General features: G+C 45.5%; 15 protein-coding genes and 1 pseudogene. 8 read left to right on the top strand and 8 right to left on the bottom strand.

Translation table 11 applies throughout. The features are described from left to right. Positions 1–21 precede the first annotated feature (21 nt). Positions 22–444, bottom strand: a complete 423-nt coding sequence (locus ACNPNW_RS18190; protein WP_420937409.1) for an OsmC family protein — start codon at positions 442–444, stop codon at positions 22–24. Between the two features lie 147 nt (positions 445–591). Here ACNPNW_RS18190 and crp point away from each other — a divergent pair, with 147 nt between their 5' ends. From crp to clpB, 4 genes are all read left to right on the top strand, one after another. Continuing rightward, positions 592–1,299: a cAMP-activated global transcriptional regulator CRP gene (gene crp, locus ACNPNW_RS18185; protein WP_004280141.1), complete on the top strand. Its 708-nt coding sequence runs from the start codon at positions 592–594 to the stop codon at positions 1,297–1,299. A 173-nt stretch (positions 1,300–1,472) separates the two neighbouring features. Further along, complete coding sequence (locus ACNPNW_RS18180; protein WP_420937408.1) at positions 1,473–2,522, top strand: NADP(H)-dependent aldo-keto reductase; 1,050 nt, start codon at positions 1,473–1,475, stop codon at positions 2,520–2,522. Between the two features lie 143 nt (positions 2,523–2,665). Then, the gene (locus ACNPNW_RS18175; RefSeq protein ID WP_396469702.1) at positions 2,666–3,031 is read left to right on the top strand and encodes an antitoxin Xre/MbcA/ParS toxin-binding domain-containing protein; all 366 of its coding nucleotides are present in this window, start codon (positions 2,666–2,668) and stop codon (positions 3,029–3,031) included. A gap of 251 nt (positions 3,032–3,282) precedes the next feature. Further along, positions 3,283–5,862, top strand: coding sequence for an ATP-dependent chaperone ClpB (gene clpB, locus ACNPNW_RS18170; protein ID WP_420937407.1), 2,580 nt, complete (start codon positions 3,283–3,285; stop codon positions 5,860–5,862). Between the two features lie 184 nt (positions 5,863–6,046). Here the strand turns inward: clpB and rlmKL are convergent, their stop codons facing one another. Continuing rightward, positions 6,047–8,251 carry a bifunctional 23S rRNA (guanine(2069)-N(7))-methyltransferase RlmK/23S rRNA (guanine(2445)-N(2))-methyltransferase RlmL gene (gene rlmKL, locus ACNPNW_RS18165; protein WP_448767296.1) on the bottom strand — a complete coding sequence of 735 codons (2,205 nt, stop codon included), beginning with the start codon at positions 8,249–8,251 and terminating at the stop codon, positions 6,047–6,049. A 231-nt stretch (positions 8,252–8,482) separates the two neighbouring features. Between rlmKL and ACNPNW_RS18160 the strand changes: the two genes are divergently transcribed. From ACNPNW_RS18160 to ACNPNW_RS18145, 4 genes are all read left to right on the top strand, one after another. Then, positions 8,483–8,827, top strand: a complete 345-nt coding sequence (locus ACNPNW_RS18160; protein WP_168386798.1) for a hypothetical protein — start codon at positions 8,483–8,485, stop codon at positions 8,825–8,827. A 224-nt stretch (positions 8,828–9,051) separates the two neighbouring features. Continuing rightward, complete coding sequence (locus ACNPNW_RS18155; RefSeq protein ID WP_004280134.1) at positions 9,052–10,068, top strand: aspartate carbamoyltransferase catalytic subunit; 1,017 nt, start codon at positions 9,052–9,054, stop codon at positions 10,066–10,068. 10 nt (positions 10,069–10,078) lie between these two features. Beyond that, on the top strand, positions 10,079–11,314 hold the full coding sequence (locus tag ACNPNW_RS18150) for a dihydroorotase (protein WP_168386799.1): 1,236 nt from the start codon (positions 10,079–10,081) through the stop codon (positions 11,312–11,314). Between the two features lie 182 nt (positions 11,315–11,496). After that, positions 11,497–12,987, top strand: coding sequence for an OmpA family protein (locus ACNPNW_RS18145; RefSeq protein WP_448767295.1), 1,491 nt, complete (start codon positions 11,497–11,499; stop codon positions 12,985–12,987). A 63-nt stretch (positions 12,988–13,050) separates the two neighbouring features. Here the strand turns inward: ACNPNW_RS18145 and ACNPNW_RS18140 are convergent, their stop codons facing one another. The 6 genes and pseudogenes from ACNPNW_RS18140 to ACNPNW_RS18115 all read right to left on the bottom strand — a co-directional run. Then, positions 13,051–13,689, bottom strand: a complete 639-nt coding sequence (locus tag ACNPNW_RS18140; protein WP_448767294.1) for a CoA transferase subunit B — start codon at positions 13,687–13,689, stop codon at positions 13,051–13,053. 2 nt (positions 13,690–13,691) lie between these two features. Next, entirely contained in the window at positions 13,692–14,396 is a 705-nt protein-coding gene (locus ACNPNW_RS18135) for a CoA transferase subunit A (protein ID WP_168386802.1), read from the bottom strand. A 93-nt stretch (positions 14,397–14,489) separates the two neighbouring features. Further along, entirely contained in the window at positions 14,490–15,392 is a 903-nt protein-coding gene (locus tag ACNPNW_RS18130) for a hydroxymethylglutaryl-CoA lyase (RefSeq protein ID WP_448767293.1), read from the bottom strand. Further along, positions 15,389–17,383, bottom strand: coding sequence for an acetyl/propionyl/methylcrotonyl-CoA carboxylase subunit alpha (locus ACNPNW_RS18125; RefSeq protein ID WP_448767292.1), 1,995 nt, complete (start codon positions 17,381–17,383; stop codon positions 15,389–15,391). Before ACNPNW_RS18125 ends, ACNPNW_RS18130 begins: the two co-directional genes overlap by 4 nt. Before the next feature lie 19 nt (positions 17,384–17,402). After that, positions 17,403–18,197, bottom strand: a complete 795-nt coding sequence (locus ACNPNW_RS18120) for an enoyl-CoA hydratase/isomerase family protein (RefSeq protein WP_219309672.1) — start codon at positions 18,195–18,197, stop codon at positions 17,403–17,405. A gap of 11 nt (positions 18,198–18,208) precedes the next feature. Continuing rightward, positions 18,209–18,998, bottom strand: a pseudogene (locus tag ACNPNW_RS18115) (carboxyl transferase domain-containing protein); the annotation flags it as partial.

Below are 18,998 nucleotides of genomic sequence, written 5' to 3'. Positions count from 1 at the left end.
TTTTTTTACAGAATCTAGATTTTATTCTGCTTCGATTATTTCATAATCATGGGTGATTTCAACACCGCCATCAGACAGCATTTTGCTGGCAGAGCAATATTTTTCAGCAGAAAGTTCTACGGCTTTTACGACCTGTTTCTCTTTAATCGCTTTGCCGATCACTACAAAATGCAAGTGAATTTTCGTGAATACTGCCGGAATTGTATCTGCACGTTCAGCCTTTAATTCGCAGCGTACATCGGTAATATCCTGACGAGCCTTCTTTAAAATGGTAACAATATCAAAAGACGCACAACCGCCCAAACCCGTTAAAAGCAGTTCCATAGGACGGGGACCACGGTTTTCACCACCGTATTCAGCTGAACCATCCATGATAAGGCTATGACCACTTTGAGTTTTTGCTTCAAAAGCAACATTCTCTAACCAATGAACGCTTGTTTGCATTGCAACTACCTAAAAAAAGCTATAAATTTGTCAAGTAACTGTACACTAACATAAATTGGGTTGATACGGAATTTCAATCCCACTGTGTGACAAGTTCACATTAGGTCTTGTGCGATCTATAAATTATCCATAATCGGAACTGTTAGCATGACTTCAAACTTTTCACAATTAAGCACTGATGCGCTTTCTCCGGGGCAATTACCAGAATCCGTGAAAGCACTGTTAAAACGTGCATATATTAATCGTTATCCAAAACGTACCACGATCATTGATGCAGGATCAGAATCTAAATCTTTATATTTAATTCTGAAGGGGTCTGTATCTATCATTCTTCGTGAAGATGATGATCGTGAAATTGTCGTGGCTTATTTAAATGCGGGTGACTTCTTTGGGGAAATGGGTCTATTCGAGGTTAATCCACAACGTACTGCGGAAGTTCGTACGCGTGATGTGTGTGAAATTGCCGAAATTACCTATGAAAACTTTCACGAAATCAGCAAGCAATATCCTGATCTGAGCTATGCGGTATTTGCTCAATTAGTACGTCGTTTGAAAAATACCACACGTAAAGTCACTGATCTGGCATTTATTGATGTTTCAGGCCGGATTGCACGTTGTCTGATCGACCTGTCTTCACAGCCAGAAGCGATGATTTTGCCAAATGGTCGTCAGATCCGTATTACCCGTCAGGAAATTGGTCGCATTGTTGGCTGTTCCCGCGAAATGGTCGGACGTGTACTAAAAACCCTGGAAGAGCAGGGCATGATCGAAACCGATGGTAAAGCCATCCTGATCTTTGATGCTTCATTAGAAGAAGCATCTGAAGCAGTGGCAGATGGTGCCATAGACGAATAATCCAGATATTAAAAAGCAAATCTTCGGATTTGCTTTTTTTATGCGTCATTACTCAATACATAAAAATTTAGAACAAGCTTCTCAGAAAAGATGATTTAAGTCTCCCTTATAATTCCGATAGGCTATAGCCCACTTAATCTCAATTCACTGAATAAAATTCACAGGATGTTTTTATGCAATTCAGACCGTTGGCGGATACCGGCATTCTTTTGCCAGAAATTTGTTTGGGCACCATGACCTTTGGTGAGCAGAACATGCAAGAACAGGCTTTTCAGCAACTGGATTATGCCTTAGATCAGGGACTGTATTTCTGGGATACTGCGGAAATGTACCCGGTACCGCCAAAACCCGAAACGCAAGGTGCTACCGAGCGTATTATCGGGAACTGGATCGCTGCACGTGGTGGCCGTGACAAACTTTTTTTAGCCTCAAAAATTGCCGGACCCTCGCAAGGTGGTAGTCATATTCGGGATGGAAAAACCCGTTTTGTTGCCGATGAAATTTCAGCAGCGATTGACCAGTCGTTGTCACGCCTGCAAACGGATTATATTGATCTGTATCAGTTACACTGGCCGCAACGCCCAACCAATTTCTTTGGCAAGCTGGGTTATGGCAATGCTGAAGCGGCAGAAAATCGTGCCGTCACAGATCTCGAAGAAACCCTGACTGCCTTGCAGTATGAAATTAAAAAAGGTCGTATCCGTTATATAGGCCTTTCCAATGAAACCCCGTGGGGCACGATGAAGTTCCTGCATCTCGCAGAAAAATTAGGTTTGTCCAAATTCGTCAGCGTGCAAAACCCCTATAACCTGCTGAACCGTACTTATGAAATTGGCATGTCAGAAATTGCCCGATATGAAAATGTAGGTTTGTTGGCGTATTCACCTTTGGCATTTGGTTATCTGACCAGTAAATTCCGTCATGGTGCGCGTCCTGCCAATGCACGTGTAACGCTATTCTCCCGCTTTAGCCGCTATAGCAATCCGCAAAGTGAATGGGCAACCGAGCAATATGCCCAGCTGGCAGAACAGCATGGCTTAAGTCTCACTCAATTGGCTTTGGCCTTTATCAAGCAGCAGTTCTTTGTGACCAGTACGATTATTGGTGCCACCAATCTGGATCAGCTGAAAGAAAATATTCAGGCATTTGAAATTGATCTGTCTGAGGAAATACTGAAAGGTATTGAGGCAATTCACCGTCAGCAACCGAATCCGGCACCATAATCATGGTGTTGTTATTTTAAAGCACCCTCCAAGCGAGGGTGTTTTAATTTTATGAGAAATTAAATTTGATGATAAACAACATGGCCGGAAAACAATAAAAGCAGCATAATCGAAATAAGACGCATCAAGATGATTTGATAAAAATGAATAGTGAAACAGGTATTTCTAAATCCCAAGTATTAGCTATAGCAGTATTCAACTTAGCTGAGCAGTTGCAACTGAAAGAATTCGAACTTGCATTGATTCTGGGTTTATCTGAGGCGGAATTATCTCTGGTTATAAATGAAAAAGAATTAGAACCAGATACTACAGCAGGCGAAAAAGCTATAGCTTTAGTAAATATCTATCAAAAGTTATTTAGCTTGCATGGTGGAGACTTGAGCTGGATGCGCCATTTTATCAATTCACCTAACAAGCTTTTGAATCATCAAACGCCAAGATCCTTGATGCAAAAAGAACATGGTTTGAGTGAAGTATTGCGATTACTAGGAAGGTTGCAACCGTACTAAAAATATCTCTCTATTCTCTACTAAGCTGAAAAATAGCAGAGTAAATTAAATAAAATATGAATTGTTTATCTTCACCTTAAAAATTCTTCTAACCTCACTTGAAATCTGCTTTATATATACCAATATTATTACTGATATCTGTCTCCTAATATAAATTAAGTTTTTGAAAAATATATAAAAATGATTTGAAATTTTATCAACCGCACCCATATATCCATCAAGTAGAAAATTTGTTGTGAGGAATAACAAGAATGCGTTTTGAAAAATTTACCAATCGCCTGCAGCAAACCCTTTCCGATGCGCAATCGCTGGCCATGAGTAAGGACCATACTTCGATTGATGGGATCCATATCTTGGCCACCTTGATGGATGAGGCATCCAATGTCAGCCTGCTGCAACAAGCCGGTGCTAATCTACGTGAGCTACAAACCAAGCTGCAAACAGCATTGAGCAATGCAGCAACCCTGACCAATCCATCAGCAGATATCAACCTCAGTCCTGAAGCGGCAAAAGTATTGCATCTGGCAGACAGCTTTGCGCAAAAAGCCGGAGATGAGTTTTTATCTACGGATTGGGTGCTGTTGGCGCTGGCAGAAACCGGAAATACCAAAACCTTATTAAATAGTGTTGGCGTAAAGGCAGAGACTTTAGGTCAAGTGATTAATCAATTTCGAGGCGATGAAAAAGTCATGAGCAACAATCATGAAGATCAGCGTGATTCACTGAATAAGTACACCATTGATTTAACTGAACGTGCATTGGCAGGCAAGCTTGATCCTGTGATTGGCCGTGATGATGAAATCCGCCGTACCATTCAGGTCTTGTCACGTCGTACCAAAAATAACCCGGTACTCATCGGTGAGCCAGGGGTGGGTAAAACTGCAATCGTCGAAGGTCTGGCGCAGCGTATTATCAATGGTGAAGTACCTGAAGGACTCAAAGGCAAACGTGTTTTATCGCTAGACTTGGGTTCATTGCTGGCCGGTGCCAAATACCGTGGTGAGTTTGAAGAACGCTTAAAAGCCGTTCTGAAAGATATTGCCAAACACGAAGGCGAAATCATCCTGTTTATCGACGAGTTGCATACGCTGGTGGGTGCTGGTAAAGGTGATGGCGCAATGGATGCCGGTAACATGCTGAAACCTGCGCTGGCACGTGGCGAGCTGCGCTGTGTCGGTGCGACCACACTGGATGAATATCGTCAGTATATTGAAAAAGATGCAGCGCTAGAACGTCGTTTCCAGAAAGTGCTGGTCGATGAGCCAAGCGTGGAAGACACCATTGCGATTCTGCGCGGTCTGAAAGATCGCTATGCCACCCATCACGGGGTACAGATTCTGGATTCCGCGATTATTGCGGCGGCGAAAATGTCGCATCGTTATATCACAGACCGTCAGTTGCCGGATAAAGCCATTGATCTGATTGATGAAGCAGCATCACGCATCAAAATGGAACTCGATTCTAAGCCAGAAGCTTTAGATAAACTGGAACGCCGTCTGATTCAGTTAAAAATGCAGCTGGAAGCGGTGAAAAAAGATGAAGACTCAGGTGCCAAAGCTGAGATTCAATACTTGTCCGATCAGATCGCCACAGTTGAAAAAGAGTATCAGGATCTGGAAGAAGTGTGGCGTGCAGACAAAGCCTTGGTTGCTGGTAATAAAGACATTCAGGTCAAACTGGATCAGGCTCGTATTGCACTGGACAAAGCGCAACGTGAAGGTGATCTGGCTGAAGCAGCACGGTATCAATATGGTGTCATTCCGGAGTTGCAAAAACAGCTGGAACGTATTGAAGCAGCTGAAGAAAGCGAAGCGCCAAAACTGCTACGTGATAAAGTCACTGACAATGAAATTGCAGAAGTGGTGAGTGCAGCCACCGGTATTCCGGTTGCGAAAATGTTGCAAGGTGAGCGTGACAAGCTGCTGCATATGGAAGAATTCCTGCATAACCGTGTGGTGGGGCAAGAAGAAGCCGTGGTGGCAGTCTCCAATGCGGTACGCCGTTCACGGGCAGGCCTGTCAGACCCGAACCGTCCAAGTGGTTCTTTCCTGTTCCTGGGGCCAACAGGTGTCGGTAAAACAGAACTGACCAAAGCCCTGGCGAACTTCCTGTTTGACAGTGACGATGCCATGGTGCGTATCGATATGTCGGAATTTATGGAAAAACATTCGGTCAGCCGTTTGGTCGGTGCGCCTCCGGGCTATGTCGGTTATGAAGAAGGCGGGGTACTGACTGAAGCGGTACGTCGTAAACCGTATAGCGTGATCTTGTTTGATGAAGTCGAAAAAGCGCATCCGGACGTATTTAACATCTTGCTACAGGTACTGGATGATGGCCGTTTGACTGATTCGCAAGGCCGGGTAGTGGACTTTAAAAACTCTGTGATCGTCATGACTTCGAACCTGGGTTCGCAGGATGTACGTGAATTGGGCGGTAATGCCACTAAAGAAGAAGTCCGTACGGTGGTGATGAATGCGGTATCGGAACATTTCCGTCCGGAATTTATCAACCGTATTGATGAACTGGTAGTGTTCCATGCGCTGGAAAAAGACCAGATTCGCGGTATTGCCGATATCCAGTTGGACCGTTTACGTCAACGTCTGGCAGAACGCGATATGCGCTTGTCGGTAGATGACAGCGCTTTCGATCAGCTGATCGAGGCCGGTTTTGATCCATTGTATGGAGCACGTCCACTGAAACGTGCAATCCAGCAGCGGATTGAAAATGGTCTGGCGCAGAAAATCCTGGGCGGAGAATTCCAGCCGGGCGATACCATTCTGGTGAAAGCTGAAGCAGGTGAGTTAATCTTTGAAAAAATGAAACTTAACTAAACCGCTTCTCCTTGCAACAAAAAACCCAGCCTAGGCTGGGTTTTTTTTAATCTTATTTTAACTTCGAGCATTGCAACACTTTTGTATTCTTGTTGCGGCGAGCTTTAAAGCATGGCTTAAAACTCAGCTCAGGGAAAATAAAGAAGATATCAATCGTGATAAAGACAGTTAATTCATCATCAAATTACACTTGCGGATGACGGATTTTCCAGGCACGGTGAATCTTTTGATTCCGCTTGAAGTCAGGTCCAATGGTTTCCTGGGTAATTTCTTCAACATCAAAGAAGGCCAGAATTTCTTCATCCATCTCAAAACCACGATAGTTATTTGAGAAATACAAGGTACCATCAGTGGTTAAGCGGTTCATCGCACGTTTTAACAGGGACAAATGGTCGCGCTGTACGTCAAAGGTCCCATAGAATTTCTTCGAGTTTGAGAAGGTTGGTGGGTCGATAAAGATCAGCTCATATTGCTCATGACCTTCTTTTAGCCATTCGAAACAGTCAGAGGCAAAGAACTGATGCTGTTCATCCGCATGATCCACGGTTAAGCCGTTCAGAACAAAATTTTCTTTAGACCAGTTCAAATAAGTATTCGACAGATCGACGCTGGTTGTACTTGCAGCACCACCCAAAGCAGCATGTAAACTTGCCGTTGAGGTATAGCTGTACAGGTTTAGGAAGTGTTTGCCTTTTGCTTCACGTGCAATACGTAAACGCATTTGACGGTGATCCAGAAACAGACCGGTATCCAGATAATCGGTCAGGTTGACCAGAATCTTGGCTTGACCTTCCTGAACGATAAAACGCTTGGATGCTGTACTTTGTTTGGTGTACTGGTTTTTACCTTCCTGACGTGCACGGGTCTTGATAAAGATCGCATCACGGCCCAAACCGGTCACGGCACGAATGGCCTGTAGTGCCAGGTTAAAACGTTTTTTGGCTTTTTCCGGATCAATGGTTTTAGGCGGCGCATATTCTTGTACATGCAAACGCTCGCCATACAGATCTACTGCGACGTTAAAATCAGGTAAATCTGCATCATAGAGACGTAAACAATGGATCTGTTCCTTGACTGCCCATTTTTTTAGAGCTTGCATATTTTTGGTCAGACGGTTGGCAAACTCCATCGCACCTTCAATCGGTTCAAACTGCTGAGGCTGCCAGCTTTCTAGGAATGGACGTACCACTGCGGCCGGTTTAACCGTACCGAAGCGGATATAGATCGGCAATTTACCATTCATCAAACGCAGGATTTGCGGATCATTGAACGCCAGCACATCGGCCTGTTCCACTTGGGAGGCAATCACAGCCGCGTTTTGATTCGGGAAATTCTTTTGCAATAAAGCCGATAAACCCAGGTATAAAGAACGGTTTTGCGCTTTATCGCCGAGACGTTCGCCATATGGCGGGTTGGTCACGAAGAATACTTTCTTGCCTTCTGCATGGAAATCAGGCCAGTCATTTAAAGTCCGTTCTTCGATCATGATATTGTCGAGAGCAGCTTCAAAACCCGCCGCGATAATATTTTGTCTGGTGGCTTTAACCGCTTCCCAGTCCGCATCGAAGGCATAGAATTGTGGTAATGGATTTTCCATTGCCGCTTGATGACGTTCAGCAGCTTCGGCCTTGATGCTCATCCACAGTTCATGGTCATGGCCATTCCAGCCATTAAAACCGAAACGACGGACCAGACCCGGTGCACGGTCGGTCAAAATCATTAGGGATTCAATAATAAAGGTACCTGAACCACACATTGGATCGACAATGATGTCCGGATTTAACGCTTTTAAACCACCTTTTTGCAGAATCGCAGCGGCCAGGTTTTCCTTGATTGGGGCGTCAGTCATAAAGCGGCGATAACCGCGTTTATGCAAAGAGTCGCCAGACAGGTCCAGGCAGTAAGTATGTTCTTTCTTGCCTGCCAGAATATACATGGTAATTTCAGGCTGTTTGGTATCAATGCTTGGACGTTTGCCTACGGCTTCCATAAAGGAATCTACGACACCATCTTTGGCACGTAAAGTCGCAAACTGGGTATTGACCTTGATATCACGTTCGACATGCAAACGAATCGCAAAGGTACTTTGTGGTGCAAAAATCAGCGACCAGTCAAAGCTGAGAGCCCCTTCATAGAGTTCTTCTGCCACATCACGGGCATCATGAGAAAATTCAATTTCATGCGTGTGGATCGGCATCAAGACACGTGAAGCCAGACGTGACCACATGCAGATACGATAAGCATTTTCCAGTGTGCCTTTAAAGGTCAAACGGCCCGGAAAACGCTCAATATTCTGAACACCTAAGCCTTGTATTTCTTCTTCTAATAAGGTTTCCAGACCATCGGCACAGGTGACCCAATAATTGCTTAAACGTGGAGAGGTATTCATATAATAGAGAGACCAAAAAGATAAATAAAAAACTGCGCTAAGTTTACCGTATTTTTATATTGAAAGCTTTTGAAATTCTCTGAAAGGCCGTGGCATGTGATAGAGAAAAATAATATTCACACTATAAATTGAGGAACTGGTACGCATTTTGCTCTATACATGGCAAATCAGGCGGTCAGTCGATGGGGAGCGATGGCTGCCTGATTTTTCAATTTTATAATGGGGGTTAAGATGTTAGAGAATCAGTTACGCAACCATGACGCTTTTTCAGTGGCCACTTTAATTTATGCACGTTTACGACGGGTTTCCGGTCGGGTGATTGATGCAATTTATCTGGCAGAGAATCTGGACTATGCCCGGCATGTGATTCAACTGGCAGAGCAAACCCAGGATCCAGATTTGAATCATCTGATCCAGCGCCTGAAAATGGTACTGGAGATTTCGGAAACAGCACCAGACTCACAAACAGAATCTGCACAGCCGATCCAGCAGGAAGGGCTGATCTCGGTCGAACCGGATGAAGACGATATCTATCGTGCACAGGTGTCACATCGTTATATTGGTGCACTGCGTTAAACCTGAGATGGGTGTGAATGCTCCAGACTGAAGCGCCCGTTGGTTTTGTACTTAAAATCAGCAAGATGCAAATCGGGTTAAATTATCTTATTGAAAAAATACAAAGGAATCTGATTTTTTATTTTTATTGTTCAGATGCTTTTTGTACAAGTAGCAGCATGGCCAACTATAAAAATTCGCCAATCTCTGTATAATATGTTGACTTAACGCATAAGGAATCTCTCATGCACTTGGCGGCATTGCATACACCGAGCCAGATTCAACTCAATAAAGAAGGTAATCTAAAACACTTCTTGACCATCGAAGGTCTTTCTAAAGAAACCCTGACAAAAATATTGGACACTGCACAGTCCTTTTTTAATGACCAAAATCAGCTGATCACCAATAATTTGCTCGAAGGCAAAACGGTGATGAACCTGTTCTTCGAAAATTCAACCCGTACCCGCACCACCTTTGAAGCCGCTGCCAAGCGCCTTTCTGCCAACGTTCTCAATATCGATATTGCCCGTTCGAGTACTTCCAAAGGTGAAACCCTGCGTGACACCTTATGGAATCTGGAAGCCATGGCGGCCGATATTTTCGTGGTGCGTCATTCATCTTCAGGGGCAGCGCATTTTATTGCCAAGGATGTCTGTCCAACAGTGGCAATTATTAATGCCGGTGATGGCCGTCATGCGCATCCGACTCAAGCGATGCTGGACATGCTGACCATTCGCCGCGAAACCAATAAAAAATTCGAAGAAATGTCGATTGCCATTATTGGCGATATCAAGCATTCACGTGTCGCGCGTTCAGATGTGGCTGCCTTGCAAACTTTAGGTTGCCAGGATATCCGGGTGATTGCACCGAATACCTTGCTGCCATTAGGCTTTGAAGAATATGGCGATGGTGTTCGTCTATTTAACAATATGGAAGACGGCATTAAAGACTGCGACGTGATTATTACGCTTCGTATTCAAAATGAGCGTATTGATTCTCCGGCACTGGCCTCGCAAGCTGAGTTCTACAAAATGTATGGCTTGAATAAAGAACGTCTTGCCATGGCCAAACCGGATTGTATTGTGATGCATCCGGGACCAATGAACCGCGGCGTTGAAATCGACTCAAGTATTGCGGATGGTCCACAATCTGTGATTTTGAAGCAGGTGACCAATGGCATTGCAGTGCGTATGGCGGTGTTGGCTTTATCGATGCAAGGCCAGTTACAAGAACAAGGTTTGATTGAAGCGATTGCGGGTTAAGGAATAAGTCATGACTATTGTAAAAATTGAAAATGTCCGTGTTCTTGATCCGATCCAAAACACTAATTCTATCCAGACCGTGTATCTGGAAAATGGAAAATTCGTTGCAGAAACAGCAGATGTCTCTGAAACGATAGATGGTCAAGGTAAATGGTTAATGCCAACCATGGTCGATTTGTGTGCGCGTTTACGTGAACCGGGTCAACAGCAACACGGTACGCTTAAGTCTGAAGGAAAAGCGGCACGTGAAAATGGCATTTTGCACGTATTTACGCCACCCGATTCAAAGCCAATCGTACAAGATAATGGTGCGCTGATTCACGGTCTGGTCGAAAAAGCCATGCTGGATGGTGGGATCTATCTTCAAGTGATTGGTGCGCAAACCCAAGGCTTAAATGGTCAACAACCGGCAAATATGGCGGGCTTGAAAAAGGGCGGTTGTACTGCGGTTTCCAATGCCAGTGCGCCGTTTGCCAATGATGATGTGGTACTTCGTACCCTTGAATATGCTGCAGGTTTAGACCTGACGGTGGTGTTCTATGCAGAAGAACCACAAATCGCCAAAGACGGCTGTGTGCATGAAGGCTTTATTGCTTCACGTCAGGGCTTGCCGATGATTCCTGCACTGGCTGAAACCGTGGCAATTGCCAAATATCTACTGATGATTGAATCAACCAAAGTGCGAGCACACTTTGGTCTGTTGTCTTGTGGCGCTTCGGTGGAACTCATTCGTATTGCCAAGGAAAAAGGCTTACCGGTGACCTGTGATGTGGCCATGCATCAGTTACATCTGACCGATCATTTGATTGATGGTTTTAATTCACTGGCACATGTGCGTCCGCCACTTCGTTCTGAACACGATAAAGAATTATTACGCCAAGGTGTGAAATCAGGCGTGATTGATGCGATTTGTACTCATCATGAACCGCTGAGCAGCTCTGCGAAAATGGCGCCGTTTGCTGAAACGCAGCCAGGTTTCACTGCTTTTGATACCTATGTGCCTTTTGGTCTGCAACTGATTCGTGAGGGGTTGTTGACTCCACTGGAATGGGTGGAAAAAGTGACCTTAGCTCCGGCTAGTGTTGCGCAAATGGCAGATCGATGGATAAATGAATCAGGCTGGGTGCTGCTAGATCCGGAACTGGAATGGACCCTGAATAAAGAAAGCATCGTGTCACAAGGTAAAAATACCCCGCTAATTAATCAAAAAGTGCTGGGTAAAGTTGTTCAAACTTTTGCTGCTTAAGTGATCCCAATTTTATAAAAGTCAGCTTCGGCTGGCTTTTTTATTTATATAAATTCTCTATCTGTAAAATGAGTACTCAACAAAAACAGTGAAACTTTATGATATTCATACAATTATTTACATTTTCAAAAAATGGGGATCGTTACACTGATTAAATATTAAACATTAGAAAAATCAAAAGAATGGTGACGATTATGAATATAGACTTTATAGAACGCTTAAAAAGCGATGTTACGGCGATTGTGCTTCAAGGTGAAACCGAGCATTTATTTGCCAAAGATCAAGCTTTGGCTCAATTCTATCCCATCTTTTTAAGTATATTGCGTGCACGTCCCGCCTGGATTGAAAATATTGGTCAGCAACTCAATCCAAAAATCCATGAATTATTTAATGCAAACCCGGCACTCAAGCAGCAGTTTCTCGATCAAGTGGATCAGAGTGCACCGCAAGACGAAATAGAACATACCTTGAACCGGTCAATTGTACCGACCATGAATTTTTTACAGACTGAAGCGGGTGCTTCAAGTCCGGAAGCGATTAGCCATTTGCTCGAAACTCATGCCGATTCGATTCAGCGCGCATTACCCGTTTGGGCTGGCCCTATTCTGGCAGCGCTTGGAGTTTCACCCTTGGCAGGGCAGAATTTAAATCAGGAACCTGTATTGGCGGAGCAGACCATCATCGTTCAGGAAGAGAGAAAAACCGGCTTTTTATGGCCGTTTATTATTTTTCTGATCCTGGCGGGTTTGATCCTGTTTTTGGTTCGTAGTTGCATGCAGGATGATGTTGAAGATTCAAATACCCAAGCGACCAGTGAAGTTGCTGCAGCTCAGCCTGCATCCTTGCGATTAAGTACAGGCAGTAATGGCGAAGTTGTCAGTTGTCAATTACAGCTGAATAATCCGCAGTATATGGAAATTTTGCAAAACGAGATCAAACAGATCTTTAATTATAATATTGGTTGTGGCGCGCTGAGCAGTGAGATTTACCATTCAGAATTTATTGATCAGGATACCATTCCATCAGTATTGAAAGCGCTTCAGGGGATGCCAAATGTGTCACTGGACTGGATTGGCAATCAGGTTTCGGTACGTGCAGCAACCAATGCAGAGGCTGAGCGTCTGGCAGCACAAATTCGTAGTCTGGCCAAAAATGTCACAGTGGTGACTCAGCAGCCGCTCAATAGAAGTGACGTGATTAATACGGCCAATAGCGAAGCAGAACAAGCCTTGGCCAGTATCAAGACTGATAATGTTAAAGCACTGGATGTGGCGACTGCACTGAATTTACAGATTATTAATTTTGATACGGCATCGACTGAAGTTCCGGAAGTCAATAAACTGGTGCTGGATCAAGCTGCTGCATTATTACAACGCGCGCCTCATGTGATTCTGAAAGTCACAGGACATGCTGATGCTCAAGGCAGCGAAGCAGAGAATAAGGTGCTGTCCGTACAGCGTGCTCAAGCGATTACCAGTTATCTCGTGCAAAAAGGCGTTGACCCTGCACAATTACACGCAGTTGGCATGGGAGAGGATCAGCCGGTTGAACCCAATGCGACACCTGCCGGGCAGTTTCAGAACCGTCGCGTGACCTTTGAAGTCGTGAATACCGAAACAGGAATTGTGCGTGAAGTAGATGATGAAGGCGTGGTTGAGAAGACGGAAAATTAAGAGAGCGACCTAAATAAAAAAGGACGAATTCTCGTCCTTTTTTAATGGATGACAAAAGCGCGTTTAAGCAGCTACTTTTTGTAAAGCCACCCCAGTGACTTTTTGAATCTCTTCAAAACTTACCTCTGGTGCCAGTTCGACCAGTCGAATTCCATCAGGACTAACATCCAGTACACCGAGATCGGTAATAATCCGGTTCACCACAGCTTGGCCGGTAAGGGGCAGGCTACATTGCGGTACAATCTTCGGTGTGCCATCTTTGGCGCAGTGTTCCATCAAGACCACGACCTTTTGTACACCCGCGACCAGATCCATGGCACCGCCCATGCCTTTGACCTTTTTACCTGGAATCATCCAGTTGGCCAGATCACCAGTTTCAGACACTTCCATGGCCCCCAGAATGGCAATATTGACATGACCGCCACAGATCATGGCAAAGGAATCGGCACTTGAGAAAAATGAAGCACCTTTTCGCGCGGTAACCGTCTGTTTACCGGCATTGATCAGGTCGGCATCGACAGTCTCCTCGGTTGGAAATTCGCCAATCCCCAGCAGGCCATTTTCCGACTGCAGCCAGACATTGATATTTTCCGGAATATAATTCGCGACTAGCGTCGGCAGGCCAATCCCTAAATTGACATAGAAACCATCTTCAAGCTCTTGTGCCGCGCGCTGCGCCATTTCATTACGTGTCCAAGCCATGATCAAGCCTCCGCCTTTAAGGTCATCTGTTCAATACGTTTTTCCGGTTGAGCATTCAGGACTATCCGGTTCACATAAATGCCCGGAAGATGGATTTCGTCCGGATCCAGCGCACCAATCTCTACAATTTCTTCAACTTCAGCAATGGTGACTTTGCCCGCCATGGCACAGACCGGATTAAAGTTCTGGGCGGTTTTACGGAAAATCAGGTTACCGGCTTTATCGGCCTTATAGGCTTTAACCAAGGCGACATCAGCAGTTAAAGACTCTTCCAGGATATATTTCTTGCCCTTAAATTCACGTTCATCCTTACCTTCAGCAATCACGGTTCCGACACCCGTCGCCGTATAAAAAGCCGGAATACCGGCACCGCCAGCACGTAATTTTTCTGCCAAAGTCCCTTGTGGAGTAAGTTCAACTTCCAGTTCGCCATTTAAATATTGACGTTCGAATTCCTTATTTTCACCGACATAAGAGGAAATCATTTTTTTAATCTGTTTGGTTTCCAGCAGAAGTCCGAGACCGAAGCCGTCTACGCCGGCATTGTTGGAAATACAGGTGAGTTGCTTAGCACCTGTTTCTTTTAAAGCTGCGATCAAAGCTTCCGGAATACCACATAGGCCAAAACCACCAACGGCCAGGGTATGACCATCTTGCACCACATCCTTTAAGGCGGATTGAGCGCTGTCATAAACCTTGTTTGACATCTTGTCACCTCTATTATTGTTGTAGCAGACTTCAATCTGCTGCTTATATCCTTATGGTTTGCTTAAGAGCATTTTGCTCAAGCAAGTTTATTTTCAAGCACAGGCTTTTTGCCAATAGGCATTGGCATAATTGGATGGATTGTTGCGCTGCAAGACTTCACTGATATTACGGCTGGCCTGCATCAGGGCGTCTAGCTGAATACCGGTTTGAAAGCCCATATTCGAGAGCAGGTAATACAGGTCTTCAGTTGAAACATTGCCTGAAGCGCCTTTGGCATAAGGGCAGCCACCTAAGCCTGCAATGGATGAATCAAATACACGAATGCCTTGCAACAGTGACTGGTAGATATTGGCGATGGCCATGCCGTAGGTATTATGGAAATGTCCCGCCAACACTTTGGCATCAAGTTCAGCCAGACAAGCATCCCAGACATTTTTCACCCGATCCGGTGTTGCTGTGCCAATGGTTTCACCCAATGACACTTCATAGCAGCCCATCTCCAGCAAACGCTGGGTGACTTTCACCACCTGCTTCGGATCAATAGCACCTTCATAAGGACAGTCCACCATGCAGGAGACATAGCCGCGCACCTTAATATCATTGGCTTTGGCTGCTGCCATGACATCGGCAAACTTCTCGAAGCTTTCATCAATCGAGCAGTTGATGTTCTTGCGGGTAAAGCTTTCAGAAGCAGCGGTAAATACCGCGACTTCTTTGCAACCCACAGCCAGTGCCGATTCAAAACCTTTCAGATTTGGGGTTAACAAACTGAACTGAATATTCGGATCTTGGGGTAGGCTGGCAAAGAGCACATCACTGTCTGCCATTTGCGGTACCCATTTGGCTGAAACGCAGGAGCCAACTTCGATTGACTGTAGACCGGTTTTCATCAGGTCTAGAATCAGGTTTTTCCGGTCATTCAGGGTTAGTGGCGTCTTTTCATTTTGCAGGCCATCGCGTGGCCCGACCTCTACGATCTTGACAAAATCCGTCATGCCACTTCCTCCGCCAGAGGCTGGAACTCGACCAGTTCATCACCGGCCTTGACTTGGTCACCTTTCTGGAAATATGAACTTGCAATGATGCCGTCATGCGGTGCACGAATTGAATATTCGATCTTCATGGCTTCCAGCGTCATCAGCACATCATCTTTTTTGACTTTGTCATTGGCTGCCACGAGCACCTGGGTAATGACACCTGGCATTGGCGCGATCAGATTATTTTCCGTGCCTTGTTCATCCTGATTATTAAAATCAGACTTCAGGTAATTAAACTTATAGCTTTGACCATTCTGGAACAGGGTAATGCCTTGCTCAGTCTGGCTAAAAGCCAGTTTTTGCTGTTTGCCTGCCAGTTGCAGCGCTAAAGTATGTGCATCAATAAGCTGACCCTGAATTTGAATTTGCTGACCGTTATAGCTGGTGACAAAACCTTGATCTTGGGCCTTGAACTGAATTTTCAGGTTAATGCCATTGCGTTGTAATTGCACTGTATGGCTATTTTGCTGATTCAGACGCCAGAATGCTTGCTGCTGCCACACCGGATTGCTTGGAACGGGATTCTGTGCCTGACGTGCCAGGAGTTCAATCAGTGCGGCACTGACTACCAGTTCAACACTGATATCTGCAGAAGGTTTGAGCAGAAATTCTTCTTCACGCTGAATCAGGCCAGTATCTAAATGTGCATTTTTAAACGAATCACACAGCACCAGGCGATCTAGAAAAGCGATATTATTGCCCAAGCCATCAACATGGAAATGGCCCAGCGCGTGATGCATTTGAGTCAAGGCCGCTTCACGGTTTTTGCCCCAGACAATCAGTTTGGCAATCATCGGATCATAATAGGTGCTGATCTCATCACCTTCGACAATACCGCTATCCACACGGACATAGTCATTTTGTTCTGGATAGTGTAAATAGCTGATCTGGCCAATCGCCGGGATAAAGCCTTTTTCCGGTTCTTCGGCATAAACACGGGCTTCGAGTGCATGACCATGAATCTGCAATTCATGCTGCTGCTTCGGTAAGGGTTCACCAAAGGCCACGCGCAATTGCCATTCCACCAGATCCTGTCCGGTAATCATTTCAGTGACGGGATGTTCAACCTGAAGACGGGTATTCATTTCCATGAAGTAAGCTGTGCCGTCTTGTTCCACGATAAACTCGACTGTACCGGCACCAACATAATTTACTGCACGCGCAGCATCGATTGCCGCCTGACGCATCGCCTCCAGTTTGTCTTCCGGCATTTTCGGTGCAGGCGCTTCTTCCAGCACTTTCTGGTGACGGCGCTGTACCGAGCAATCACGTTCGAACAGATGTACATAATTGCCGTGGGTATCACCAAATACCTGCACTTCAATATGACGTGGTTGAATCACATAGCGTTCAATCAGTACATCTTCATTACCAAAGCTGGAGCGTGCTTCACTTTTACATGAGGCCAGTGAACTCAGGAAGTCTTCACTGCGTTCCACCAGACGCATGCCTTTACCGCCACCGCCGGCACTGGCTTTAATCAATACCGGATAACCAATATTGTCTGCCTGCTGTTTCAGGAAATCTGCATCCTGATTGGTACCATGATAGCCGGGTGTTAAAGGCACACCGGCTTTTTCCATCAATGCTTTAGAGGTGGCTTTAAGACCCATTGCTAAGATCGCATCTACTGGTGGGCCAATGAAAACAATGTTGTTATCCTGACAGGCCAGGGCAAATTGGTCATTTTCAGACAGGAAACCATAACCTGGATGAATGGCCTGAGCACCAGTGCTTTTGGCTGCCTGAATAATGTGATCAATCTGTAAATAACTTTGTGCAGCTGGCGATTCACCAATATAGATCGCTTCATCGGCCAGTTTGACATGTTGTGATAGTGCATCGGCATCGGAGTAGACGGCAACAGTAGCAATACCTAATTTCTTCGCTGTACGAATCACACGGCAGGCAATTTCACCACGGTTGGCAATTAAAATCTTTTCAAACATCGTAGGATCCTTCTTGTTGTTATGCCGTGGTCTTGATCCAGGCCGGGCTTTGTTTGTTCAAAAATGCATTCAGTCCATTTTTCGCCTCATCTCCCTGGCGAATATGGGCAATATGCTGTGCTGTTTTAAGCAGTAAATCTTCGGTCAAAACCTGTTGGTCAACCAGTTGAATCAACTGTTTCGATGCGCTCTGTGCAGCAGGACCACCCAGTAAAAGTGCTTCTACAATTTCATCAATTTTGCTGTCGAGCTGTTCTGGTGTAGTAACTTCATGCGCAAGACCAATGCTTTTGGCCTGTTCAGCAGTAATCCGCTCGGCGGTCAGGAAATAACGTGAAGCTTGACGTGTACCAATTGCACGAATTACATACGGGCTGATGGTCGAAGGTGCCAGACCTAAGCGAACCTCGGAAGTGGCAAACTTGGCATCTGTACTGGCCACACAAATATCACAGGCTGAGGCCAGCCCCATGCCGCCACCAAAGGCAATGCCGTGTACCCGGGCAATGGTTGGCTGTTTTAAGGTCGCCAGACTTTGCAGCATTTTTGCCAGTTTGAGCGCATCCGCCTCATTGTCTGCCTGTGATGCCTGACCGGCCTGTTTCATCCAGTTCAGATCCGCACCCGCAGAGAAGCTTTTGCCACGACCCGCCAGAATCACCACGCGTACATCATCACGGTTATTTAAAGACTGGAAGCAAGCATGCAGTTCTTCAATGACTTGAGTATTAAAGGCATTGTGCAGTTCAGCACGGTTAATCCAAACCGTTGCCACCTGATTCTGCTGTTCGAGCTGTAAAAATTGATATGTCATTTTGTCACCTCTTACATGCGGAACACGCCGAATTTGGTTGGCTGGATTGGCGCATTCAGTGCCGCAGCCAGACTCAAGGCCAAGACTTCACGCGATTGCGCTGGATCAATCACACCATCATCCCATAAACGCGAAGACGCATAATAAGGGTGGCCTTGGCGTTCGTATTGGTCACGGATTGGTTGTTTAAACTGGTCTTCTTCTTCAGCTGACCAAGTTCCGCCTTTTTGCTCAATCTGGTCACGTTTTAAGGTCGACAAGACGCTGGAGGCCTGTTCACCGCCCATCACTGAAATACGCGAGTTTGGCCAGGTCCACATAAAGCGTGGCGAGTAAGCGCGTCCACACATACCATAGTTGCCTGCACCAAAAGAACCGCCAATCACTAGAGTCAGTTTCGGTACATTGGCATTGGCGACGGCCATCACCAGCTTAGCACCATTTTTGGCAATGCCTTCATTTTCATACTGGCGGCCGACCATAAAGCCGGTAATATTTTGCAGGAAAATCAGCGGAATATTGCGCTGGGTACACAGTTCAATAAAATGTGCGCCTTTTTGGGCAGACTCGGAAAATAGAATGCCATTATTGGCAATAATCCCGACCGGCATGCCATAGAGCTTGGCAAAACCGGTCACCAGGGTAGTGCCGAAACGTGCCTTGAACTCGTCAAAACGTGAGCCATCGACAATACGCGCTATCACTTCACGGATATCAAAAGGCTTGCGCGCGTCACTCGGCACAATGCCGTACAGTTCCGAACTGTCAAACAGCGGCGCTTCGATTTCATCCGCGGTCGTG

It is taken from the genome of Acinetobacter endophylla, from assembly GCF_053543775.1.
The sequence above is the reverse complement of the archived record's forward strand: the minus strand, read 5'-3'. Positions and strand labels throughout refer to the sequence as shown.